The organism is uncultured Sunxiuqinia sp., from assembly GCF_963974515.1.
Lineage (GTDB): Bacteria > Bacteroidota > Bacteroidia > Bacteroidales > Prolixibacteraceae > Sunxiuqinia.
The window spans coordinates 1-10854 of the sequence record NZ_CAXBDD010000115.1 but is presented as its reverse complement, the minus strand read 5'-3'; the positions used below and the strand labels follow the sequence as shown (position 1 = coordinate 10854).

At 46.4% G+C, this 10854-nt stretch carries 6 protein-coding genes; 5 read left to right on the top strand and 1 reads right to left on the bottom strand.

From position 1 onward, the window contains the following. Nucleotides 1–308 precede the first annotated feature (308 nt). The 4 genes from AAC033_RS16690 (at nucleotide 309) to AAC033_RS16675 (ending at nucleotide 6569) form a co-directional block, all read left to right on the top strand. The gene (locus AAC033_RS16690) at nucleotides 309–1469 is read left to right on the top strand and encodes a Gfo/Idh/MocA family oxidoreductase (protein ID WP_339740210.1); all 1161 of its coding nucleotides are present in this window, start codon (nucleotides 309–311) and stop codon (nucleotides 1467–1469) included. 83 nt (nucleotides 1470–1552) lie between these two features. Next, nucleotides 1553–2548, top strand: a complete 996-nt coding sequence (locus AAC033_RS16685; protein ID WP_339740208.1) for a sugar phosphate isomerase/epimerase family protein — start codon at nucleotides 1553–1555, stop codon at nucleotides 2546–2548. 23 nt (nucleotides 2549–2571) lie between these two features. Further along, nucleotides 2572–3885, top strand: a complete 1314-nt coding sequence (locus AAC033_RS16680) for a Gfo/Idh/MocA family oxidoreductase (RefSeq protein ID WP_339740206.1) — start codon at nucleotides 2572–2574, stop codon at nucleotides 3883–3885. Nucleotides 3886–3992: 107 nt separating this feature from the next. Continuing rightward, entirely contained in the window at nucleotides 3993–6569 is a 2577-nt protein-coding gene (locus tag AAC033_RS16675; protein ID WP_339740204.1) for a glycoside hydrolase family 2 protein, read from the top strand. 381 nt (nucleotides 6570–6950) lie between these two features. Here the strand turns inward: AAC033_RS16675 and AAC033_RS16670 are convergent, their stop codons facing one another. Continuing rightward, on the bottom strand, nucleotides 6951–7691 hold the full coding sequence (locus tag AAC033_RS16670; RefSeq protein ID WP_339740202.1) for a 5'-methylthioadenosine/adenosylhomocysteine nucleosidase: 741 nt from the start codon (nucleotides 7689–7691) through the stop codon (nucleotides 6951–6953). A 95-nt stretch (nucleotides 7692–7786) separates the two neighbouring features. Between AAC033_RS16670 and AAC033_RS16665 the strand changes: the two genes are divergently transcribed. Next, on the top strand, nucleotides 7787–10693 hold the full coding sequence (locus tag AAC033_RS16665) for a triple tyrosine motif-containing protein (RefSeq protein WP_339740200.1): 2907 nt from the start codon (nucleotides 7787–7789) through the stop codon (nucleotides 10691–10693). Nucleotides 10694–10854: the final 161 nt, after the last annotated feature.

Sequence of the window (10854 nt, the reverse complement as noted above, 5' to 3'; positions counted from 1 at the left end):
CGAAATAGGGTGAAAGTAGGGGGCAATTCTTTCTCAGAGAATGTAGAAAAGGAAATCACCTTAACTAAGGATCTATTTGCTTTGTCGAGGCTGTCAATGATTGTCATTTATGGTCATTTTCTGTTCATTGATTGTTTTAAAACAACGTCATGACTACCCAGTGACAATTGAATGACTTTTTTGATCACACGGGCTCATCTTGTAGATATTCATTTTGCTTTTTTTCGATACTATTCTGGTCTGTTTTTTCCTTCTTCAACAGAAGTTTTATACATTTGGGAATTACTAAATCTCATAAACCAATTACTATGAATCGTAAACTTCGAATGGGAATGGTTGGTGGAGGATCAGATGCTTTCATTGGTGCTATTCACCGCCTTGCCGCCTTTATGGATAATCAGATCGAATTGGTCTGCGGCTGTTTTAGCGTTAATCCGGAAGTTTCCTTGTCTTCCGGGCAGTCGTATTTCTTGCCTGATAATCGCATTTATAAAACCTACCAGGAAATGTTTGAACAGGAAGCCCGGCTTCCGGAAGGCGAGCGCATGGACTTTGTGACGATCGTCACCCCCAACTTTGTGCATTTCGACCCGGCCATGATGGCCTTAAGCAATGGCTTTCATGTAGTGATCGACAAACCCATCACGTTCACGCTGGACGAGGCCTTGCGGCTTCAAAAGAAATTGGACGAAACGGGACTTACCTTGGCCCTGACCCATACTTACTCGGGCTATCCGGCTGTGAAAGATGCCCGCGCTCGTGTTGCACGGGGTGATTTTGGTAAGATCCGGCGGATTTTTGTGGAGTATCCGCAGGGGTGGCTCGCTTCGAAATTGGAAGATACCGGTAATCAGCAAGCCAGTTGGCGTACCGATCCTAAACGGTCTGGAAAGGCAGGCTGCATGGGCGATATCGGTACACATGCGCATCATTTGGCTGAGTACATCTCCGGTTTAAAAGTGACCGAATTGTGTGCCGAGCTGAATGTGTTTGTCCCCGGTCGCATGTTGGATGACGATGGAGCCGCTTTTCTGCGCTTTGACAATGGTGCGCGCGGGGTGCTGGTTGCCACACAAATCGCTGCTGGCGAAGAGAATGCATTGAAAATTCGGATGTATGGCGAAAAAGGCGGCCTGGAGTGGAGCCAGATGGAGCCCAACACCCTTTGGCTGAAATGGACCGATCGACCCACCGAGATGGTGCGCGTTGGAACTGGGCAAATGGGCGATGTAGCCCAACACAACACCCGCACCCCCGGCGGTCATCCCGAAGGTTATCTGGAAGCTTTTGCCAACATTTACCGGAACTTTTCATTGACGGTTCGTGCTAAAATGAATGGTGAACAACCCACTGACGCCATGCTCGACTTTCCGGGTATTGAAGACGGGATCCGCGGCATGCGATTTATTGACACCGTTGTCGAAGCCGGCTACAACGACTCGGTGAAATGGGTGAAGTTTGGGGAGTGAGTGGATGGTTATCAGTTGACAATAATTGATAGCTATGACAGAACACACAGGTACGTAAGTGGACAATCTAAAAAGATGATATTATGAGTAGACCAGTAACACTATTTACAGGACAATGGGCCGATTTGCCAATTGAGACGATATGCCAGAAAGCCAAAGATTTTGGCTACGACGGTTTAGAACTCTGTTGTTGGGGCGATCATATGGAGGTTGATCAAGCCGACCAGGCCTATTGCGACGAACGAAAGGCATTGCTGAAAAAATACGACTTGCAACTCTTTGCTATCTCCAATCACCTGGTAGGGCAATGTGTTTGCGACAACATTGACGAGCGGCATAAGAATATTTTGCCCCCTCATGTATGGGGCGATGGCGACCCGGAAGGTGTCCGGCAGCGTGCTGCCCAGGAAATGATCCAAACCGGCAAAGTAGCGAAACAACTCGGGTTAGATACCGTCGTCGGATTTACCGGCAGTTCGATTTGGCATTTGCTCTACGCGTTTCCTCCGCTGCCACAATCCATGATTGACAAGGGTTTTGAGGACTTTGCAAAGCGCTGGAAGCCCATTCTGGATGAATACCAGAAAATGGGTGTGAAGTTTGCTTTGGAAGTGCATCCAACCGAAATCGCTTTCGATATTGAATCGGCCAAGCGGGCCTTGGAAGCGCTGGATTACCATCCGGCATTTGGTTTCAATTACGATCCCAGCCATCTTGGCTACCAGCATGTCGATTACGTCCGTTTCATCTACGACTTTGCCGACCGCATTTTCCATGTGCACATGAAAGATGTTCACTGGAGCGATGTGCCAACGACGGTTGGTGTGTTTGGGGGACATGTGCCTTTTGGCGATCATCGGCGTTATTGGGATTTCAGAAGCATAGGACGAGGAAAAATCGATTTTGAAAATATTATTCGCGCCTTAAATACGATCAAATACAACGGACCGCTTTCCGTTGAATGGGAAGACAGCGGTATGGACCGTGAGGCCGGAGCTGCTGAATCGTGCGAATTTGTTCGATATAGCGATTTTGCCCCTTCGGATATCGCTTTTGATGACGCGATGCAAAAAGAATAGCCTTTTACCAACTAAATTATAGAATGACAACAAGACGATCTTTTATTAAAAGTACCACAGCGGCAACAGCGGCTGTGGGTTTGGCCGCCACCATACCGGCCGCCATGAGTGCCTGTTCCCCCGACAAAGTGATTCGCTGCGGACTGATTGGAGCTAAAGGTATGGGTTTTGCCGATTTAAGGGCTTTCCTGGGGCAGCCCAATACCGAGTGTGTGGCCATTTGTGACGTCGATCAGCGCGTACTGGATGCGCGGATTACAGATACCGAAAAGTTGCAGGGTAAAAAACCAAGAGCTTACAACGATTACCGCCAGGTGATTGAAGATCCTGAGGTGGATGTAGTGATCATCGGAACACCCGACCATTGGCATTGTCTGCCATTTGTTGAGGCTTGCGAGGCAGGGAAAGATATCTACTGCGAAAAGCCATTGGGTAATTCCATCGAAGAAATTAACCTCATGGAAGCGGCTGCCAACAAGTATAAAACGGTGGTTCAAGTAGGACAATGGCAGCGCAGTGATCCGCATTGGCGCGATGCGGTTGACTATGTAGCCTCAGGGAAACTGGGCAAGATCCGCACGGTACGCACCTGGGCCTACCAGGGCTGGATGGAACCGGTGCCTGTAAAACCAGATGGTACCGCTCCTGAAGGTGTTGATTACGATTTTTGGCTGGGGCCGGCACCTGAACGTGCGTTTAATCCCAATCGATTTCACTTTAACTTCCGCTGGTTTTGGGATTACGCAGGTGGTTTGATGACCGACTGGGGGGTTCACATCATCGATTACGGTTTATTTGGAATGCAAGCAAAAGCTCCCAAGTCGGTGATGGCGATGGGTGGCAAATATGCCTACCCGGATGACGCTGCAGAAACACCCGACAGCTTGCAGGCGCTCTACGAGTTTGATGGTTTCACCATGCTTTGGGATCACGGAACGGGCATTAACGGCGGACACTTTGGTCGTAATCACGGGGTTGGTTTTGTAGGAAACAACGGAACGCTGGTGGTTGACAGAGATGGATGGGAAGTGATTCCGGAACGCAAGAATGACCAAGACCTGGTGGAGCGTGTTGAGCTTCAAAAAGGAACCGGAAAGGGGCTGGAATTACATATGGCCGACTTTCTGGACGGGGTTCGGAACCGGCGTCGCGACCTAAACTGTAGCATCGACATTGCTGCCAACACGGCCCGAGTGGCGCATTTGGGAAACATCGCCCTGAAAACCGGGCGTCGTCTGTATTGGGACGCTGAGAAAAGCTTGTTCATTGATGATGAAGAGGCCAACAAATACCTGGTTCCAACTTACCGGAGTCCGTGGGCTTTACCGAAAGTATGAACGAACAAATAATTTTAAAATCCGAAGGCAATTTTCCTTCGGATTTTTTGTTTGTAATTCTGGCTTCCAATGATCAAATTTGAGCTCACAAATTAATCAGTCCATAAATGAAACGACAAATCTATTTAACGCTTATCCTGGTAGGCTCGCTGCTATTGGCTTGTCAACCCAAAGAAACGATATTAATGACTACCACTGAATTGAATGAAGGCTGGCAGTTCTCTGAACACGGCAAAAATGAATGGCTGACTGCAGGTGTTCCCGGATGTGTGCATACGGATTTATTGGCCAACGGGAAGATTGAAGATCCATTTTATCGACTGAATGAGCATGATCTGCAATGGATCGACAAACTGGACTGGGATTATCAAACTACCTTTTCGGTAGCCAACGATTGGTTGAACCGAGACCGGGTGGCGCTCGACTTTAAAGGGCTGGATACCTATGCACAGGTGTTTGTCAACGACCAGCATGTGATTACCACCGACAACATGTTCCGCGAATACCTGGTGGATATCAAGCCGCACCTGAAGGCCGGCGAGAACACACTTCGAATCACCTTTTTGTCGCCAATTAAGGAAGGATTGAAAAAGTATGATGCCCACCCGTATGAAATTCCGGTCTCTGACAATGATTTAGCGGTTATTGGCGAGGTTGAGGGTGGTAAAAAGGTGAGCGTTTACACACGGAAAGCCGGCTATCATTTCGGATGGGACTGGGGCCCGCGTTTGGTGCCTAGCGGAATCTGGCGTCCGGTGTACCTCAAAGCCTGGGACGAGGCCCGCATCGAAAATCTGCAAATCGTTCAACGCGAAGTGCAGGATGATGTGGCCAGATTTTCAGCAATTCTGGAGGTTGAAGCTGAAAGTGATCTTCCGGCAAGCTACCGAGTTGAAGTGGATGGCCAAACGGTGAACTCCAGCGAAATCAAGCTTGAAAAAGGAGCGCAGACCTATGCGATTGATTTCGAGATTAAAAACCCGAAACTGTGGTGGACCAATGGACTGGGAGAGCAGCCGCTTTACACGGTTACAGCCAAACTGACAGTTGACGGCGGGACCATCCAAAAGGAAGACCGGATCGGGATTCGCACACTGGAGTTGGTGCGCGAAAAAGATGAAGCGGGAACTTCATTCTACTTCAAACTAAATGGTGTTCCGGTGTTTATGAAAGGAGCCAACTACATTCCCAACGATGTTTTTCCCGCACGGGTAACCGACGAAAAATACCGCCGGGTGATTGAAACGACCAAAGAATCGAACATGAACATGTTGCGTGTGTGGGGAGGTGGTATTTATGAAAACGATATTTTTTACGATTTGTGCGATGAAGCCGGCATCCTGGTTTGGCAGGATTTCATGTTTGCCTGTGCTATGTTTCCTGGAGATAAAGCGTTTTTAAACAACGTGAAGGAAGAAGCGATTGACAATGTGAAGCGCTTGCGGAACCACCCCAGTATTGCCTTGTGGTGTGGGAATAATGAGATTTTAGCGGCTTGGTATGGTTGGGGTTGGAAAAACGCCGAAGAAGCCAAGAGCCAGGAAAATGCTGACAAGATCTGGAAATCGTACCAGGATATTTTCCACAAGGTACTGCCCGAAGTCGTTTCTGAGCTCGATCCTTCTCGTTCCTATTGGGCGTCGAGCCCGTCGTCGGGAATGGGTGTTCCGGCCGATTTAGTGAATGGCGACGAGCATTACTGGGGCGTATGGTGGGGGAAAGAGCCTTTTCAGAATTATGCGACTCATATTGCGCGTTTTATGAGCGAATACGGCTTCCAGTCATTCCCCGAGTTTAAGAGTGTGAAGCAATACGCCGAGCCCGAAGATTATGACATTGTTTCGGAAGTGATGAATTCGCACCAGCGATCATCAATCGGCAACAAAACCATTGAATACTACATGTTGCAGGATTATCAACAACCCAAGGACTTTGAATCGTTCTTGTATGTCAACCATGTGCTGCAGGCCGAAGGGATCAAATTTGCGGTGGAAGGACATCGGCGGGCGATGCCATACTGCATGGGAAGTTTGTACTGGCAAATTAACGATGTGTGGCCGGTGGCTTCGTGGAGTTCCACTGATTATTACCAGCGTTGGAAAGCTTTGCAGTACTACGTGAAAAAGGGTTTTGAACCCGTTTTGGTTTCTCCATACATTGATGGGAACTTCTTGAAAATTGGCATAGTGAATGATGAACTTCGGAAAATTGGTGGGCAACTGAATTTGAGGATGGTTGATTTTGGTGGTCAGGTTGTGTGGGAGAAATCCGTTTTGGCAGATATTCCGGCAAATTCAAGCGCTTCTTATTTCGATGTGAACCGATATGATTTTCTTCGCGAAAAAGACAGTTATCGGCAGGTGCTGGTTGCTGAAGTTGTAGAAAACGGGACAGTGATTGCTGATAATGTGTTCTATTTTAGACCGGTCAAGGAAATGAAATTGCCTACTCCTGAAGTGAACTACCAGATTGAATCAGCGGACGAGGGTTTTCAGATTGTGCTAAAAAGCGATCAGCTGGCCAAGAACCTGTTCATGACCATTGGTGATGAAAACGGCTTTTTCTCGGATAACTATTTTGATTTATTGCCAGGTAAAACGGTCAGGGTTTCATTGAAAACAAAGCTTTCGGCAGAAAAATTAGCGGAAGTCCTTAAGATACAAACGCTGGATTCCGCATTTTAGGGTTATGTTATTGATTAATTTGGGCTAAAGCCCGGTTGTTTTATGTTGTGCTCTATCCTCCTGTAAATCCGGGAGTTATTGACGGATTTCATTAGCTTTCTTCAGCCAACTGTGCGGATCGCATCAGTCAATAACCTGACCCTTCAGGATCGCCGCGATAATTTCTAGCCGGGCTTTAGCCCAAAATCCTTAAAAAATAAAATCTCCAAAGTACGTTACTTTGGAGATTTTTTTTCTGGTCTTACTAAACTAATGCTCTCTGTTTAATTGTTTCCACTCGGTGGCGGAATATATGTTGTTTTGTGGCTGATTTGTTATAAACAAATCCTGTGCCATAGATTGAAAAACGGATGATTAATTCAAGCGAATTTTCATTGCGCTTCAAGAGAGAATTAATTTTGCCAGCTCGACAGAGATGTGACTGATGTCTTCGAATAAAAATTTGGCAAAGGAGTCGTGTGCGTCCTCATCCGCTTTGTCCGAGATCACCCGAATGACGGTGCATGGAACCTGATAGTCGGCTCCAATCTGGGCAATGGCCGCACCCTCCATCTCAGTGCATAGCACTTGCGGAAAACGCTCATTAATGCGTACTTTCCCTTCTTTCGATGCAATAAACTGGTCTCCGGTACCAATGGCTCCCACGTGAACCGTTGGACTGTAGCCGGGGTGGATGTTAGGATAGTCGCCTTTTCTCAAATTGAGAAGGAATTTATCAACCGCTTGGATGGCGTTTTTCCCCGAATCCGGAAAAACGTCAAACTCAAAGGTCTTCCAGAAGGGCGATTCCACAGTAGGAAAACCATCCAGTCTAGACAAGTCCACATCATGTTGAATGAGTTGGTTGGCCACCACAATATCGCCAATGTTGAGGTGAGGCTGAACCGAACCGGCCAGCCCAATGAAAACCAGTTGGTCAACCTGGTAATGATTGATGAGCGTGGTGGCGGTGGAGGCGGCAGCCACTTTCCCCCAGCCCGAAAGACACATCACCAGCTCGTGCTTGTTGATGGTGCCCGAGTGAAACTCTCGGGAACCAAGACGCTCGGTTTTCAAATTCTGAATGTCTTCTTTCAGCAGAAGAATCTCTTCCCGCATGGCACCAATAAGTCCGGTTTTCATCGTATTTAATTCAAAGGGTTTTGGCAAAAATACTGCTCTGGAATGATTTTGAAAGATATCATCGCAAAAAAATCGTTTTTAACTATATTTGCTTCATGCGCTTGAACCGGGTCCGATATGTTTGTCTCATTGCTCTGCTTGTTGTCCCTTCCTTGGTGGTTGGTCAGCTGAAGAATGTTGGCGTACCCGATATTAAGAATTTTCCAAAACAGGAATACCAGGGCAGTGCTCAAAACTGGCAGATCGCCGGTAGTAGCGAAAACCTCATGTATTTTGCCAACAACAACGGCCTGCTCGAGTTTGATGGCAACCACTGGCGGCTATATAACCTGCCGAATCAATCCATTGTTCGTTCGGTTAGAATCGATGAAAAAGGCCGGATTTTCGTGGGGCAGCAAAATGGTTTTGGCTATCTCGAACCCGATGAAAAAGGACGGCTTCAATACCGCTCGCTCGTTGATTTGGTGTCGATGGAGGACCGTAACTTTGAGGAGATCTGGCGAATTCATCTCACCGACTTTGGTGTGGTGTTTCAGTCATACACCCACTTGTTTATTTATCGCAACAACCAGATCTCCAGTATTCCGCTAAAGAATAAACTGAAATTCTCGTTTTATGTGAACGGCCATTTGTGGGTTCAGGACGAAAAAGGAGGACTTCTGGAGTATCGTCATGGCCATTTTTTTGAGCTCCGGGGGGTGGAAGCTTTGACGGATAAAGAAGTATGGGCCGTTTTGCCGCTATATAGCAATCGGGTTTTAATCGGAACGGCAAATCATGGTGTATTTGTTTATGATGGAGAACAGTTAACGGCCTGGGAAGGTGTGGGAAATGATTTCTTAGTTGAGAATCAAATCTTTTCAGCTGCTAAGTTTCAAGAGGCTTACTATGCGTTTGGAACCATTCAAAACGGCATTCTGATAACCGATGAAGCGGGCAATATCATTCAACACATCAACAAGAAAAAAGGACTGCAAAACAATACCGTTCTGAGTATTGGTACCGATCGGGATGACAACCTTTGGCTGGGTTTGGATAATGGCATAGATTACATTGATATTGGTTCACCGTTTACTTTTATGTTTGACCCAGAGGGCTTGGGGGCAACTTATACTTCGCTTGTTCACAAGGGGAAGTTGTATGTGGGCACCAATCACGGCTTGTTTGTAAAAGACTGGCCCGAACAAGTGACTGTTGACGCCAAAGGGTTTCGGCTCATTCCAAACACCGTTGGACAGGTATGGTCGCTGGGTGTTTACGATGATGTTGTTTTGTGTGGGCATGACAATGGAGCCTATGTCGTTGTAGAGGAAGAAGTTGAGTTGATATCGGAGGTTAGCGGAGCCTGGACATTTATTGAGTTGATACAAGACGAAGAGCATCTGTTGGGTGGGAATTACAGTGGGTTGACTTTGTTTAGAAAAACAGCAGACGAAATGTCCTGGGAACTTGTTGGTCCTGTGAAAGGGTTTCAGGAATCCTCCAAGCTCATGGCACAGGATGAGTCAGGCGATGTGTGGATGAGCCATGGGTATAAAGGGGTCTTTCGAATCCGCCTGAACGAGGAATTGGACAGCGTGGTTCACTACGATTATTTTAATTCGAATGATGGATTACCCTCTGATATCTACATCAACCTGACAACCATTGGAGCGGATATTGTTTATACCACGCCTGATGGAATTTATGTTTATAAGCCTGAGATCAACCGCTTTGAGCGATCAGAGGTTTACAACGCCATTTTTGAAAACCAGAATGACATTGACTATATCTATGAGGATCAATATAATAATCTTTGGTTTGCCGCGGGAAATGTACCAGGAGTCATTCGGTATCTGGAGGATGGGACCTTTACGAAAGTAGTAGCTCCATTCGAGAAGCTTTCGGGTCGGCTGATTTCTGGGTTTCAGCATGTGCACGTGGTTGACATACAAAATACGTTTATCTCGCTTGAAGACGGACTAGCACACTATTCACCAAGCTACCAGACAAAGAGCACTTTACCCCTGCATGTTCACATCCGTGAGGTGGTTAACCTTCAGGATGGAAGGGATTTTTATCCCAATTACATGAACGAGACCCTGTCGGAAGATTCCTTGACCTTCAAGTATCAGGGAAATAATCTGAGATTTGTCTATTCCAGCTCTGACTATAAAAGTTTGGGCAAGATCAAATTCAGTTATTACTTGGAGAACTACAACACCGAATGGTCGGAATGGTCAGCGGAATCGACGACCGAATTTATGAATTTGCGCGAAGGTGACTATGTTTTTAAGGTGAAAGCCCGTGACCCCTTCCAAAACGAAAGCGAAGTAGCCAGCTTTTCATTCTATATTGACCCGCCCTGGTATCGTTCAGTTGTGGCTTTGCTTGCGTACACGCTTGCCGTATTCATCCTAGTTGCGATCCTGGTTTGGTGGGTATATTATCGCATGCGGATTTCGAAGCGCAAGGAACGGCTTAAGAACCTGCAGGAACACCGGAAACGGGTCCACCAATACCAGCGTGAAGTGCTGGTGTCGGAAAAAGAAATTATTAAACTCCGGAACGAGCAATTGCGGGGTAAGATGATTCATTTGGATAAAGAGTTGGCTAATCAAACCATGCACTTGGTTCAGAAAAACAAGTTTATGGGCAAGTTGAAAAATGAGCTTAAAAGCCTTCAGAGCTTGGTTGACGATAGTACTGCAAAATCGAAGATCAGCTTAATTATCAATCGAATTGATAAAGAATTTGACAATGAAAAGCAGAAGGAGCTCTTTGAAACCTATTTTGACGAAGTACATGAAGACTTTTTTAAACGCCTCGCGGATCGTTTTCCAGCATTAACCCCACGCGAGCAAAAGCTTTGTGCCTATATAAAAATGAATATTTCTACTAAAGAAATAGCCACCCTGCAAAACATATCTTCACGTGGGGTTGAAATCAGCCGCTACCGCCTGCGTAAAAAATTGGGTCTGGACCGCGATACCAATTTAAGCACCTTCATCACAAGTATTTGAATCATGCTGTAAAGCATGTTTTTGTTTGATGTATACGTTTCTAATCGTTAAAAAATGTTAAACAAGTGATATGCAGTTAGTTGTAATACTGTTGTAGTGTTGCTGTAGGGGCATTGTGAATAGCATAGTAGCAATAATGATGTAGAGTAATATTTGAGTGT